Genomic DNA, 792 nt, shown 5'->3' on the forward strand with positions numbered 1-792 from the left:
CAGTTCTTGAAGCCTTCAAAGCAAAACTTGAAGCGATGACAGACGATGAATTTGTGACAGAAAATATCTTCCCACAAATTAAAGCAGTCCAAAAAGAAACAGGTATTAAAGGGAAAAATCTTTTCATGCCAATTCGTATCGCAGTTTCAGGTGAAATGCATGGACCAGAATTACCAGATACAATTTTCTTGCTTGGACGTGAAAAATCAATTCAGCATATCGAAAATATGCTAAAAGAAATCTCTAAATAAGAAGGATGCAACAATGGACATCTGGGAAAAGATGTACGAAGAAGCACAGACACTATACAATCCACATGACGTATCAGACTTTGTTTATGCTAATCATGTTGTAGCTGCAGTAGAAGCAGAAGATGGACAAGTATTTACAGGATTCTGTATGGAGGGAACCTGTGGTGTTTTCCATCTCTGTGCAGAGCGGGCGGCTCTCTTCAATATGTACCAATTTTCAGGACAAACTAAGGTTAAAAAAGTATTAGCTTTTCGAGATAAACCACCTTATGGTGGAAGTTCAGCCATGGCTTGCGGTGCTTGTAGAGAATTCCTCTTGGAGTTGAACGCTGAAAATAAAGATGCAGAATTCATGATGGACTATGGTACAAGAAAGACGGTGAAAGTAGCAGAACTAATCCCTTATTGGTGGGGAGAAGAACGTGCTTCTAAGTTTAATAATCAATAGAAGAGTCAGTATAATTCTGGCTCTTTTTACTATTAATTTGAAAAACGGTACTTGAAAAGAATTGAAAAAAATAAAAAAAAGTTTAAAAAAGGT

General features: G+C 36.9%; 1 protein-coding gene and 1 pseudogene. Both read left to right on the forward strand.

Annotation, left to right across the window (positions count from 1 at the left end; translation table 11 throughout):
• Positions 1-251: pseudogene (locus HT698_RS10145) on the forward strand (glutamate--tRNA ligase); the annotation flags it as partial.
• 13 nt (positions 252-264) lie between these two features.
• The gene (locus HT698_RS10150) at positions 265-699 is read left to right on the forward strand and encodes a cytidine deaminase (protein WP_173214527.1); all 435 of its coding nucleotides are present in this window, start codon (positions 265-267) and stop codon (positions 697-699) included.
• The last annotated feature ends 93 nt before the right edge of the window (positions 700-792 follow it).

Source organism: Streptococcus sp. 3109 (assembly GCF_013276905.1).
Taxonomy (GTDB): domain Bacteria; phylum Bacillota; class Bacilli; order Lactobacillales; family Streptococcaceae; genus Streptococcus.

Bases quoted from the DNA above. Each gene is read 5' to 3' on its own strand.
- HT698_RS10150 (WP_173214527.1), top strand. From the start codon at position 265: ATGGACATCTGGGAAAAGATGTACGAAGAAGCACAGACACTATACAAT.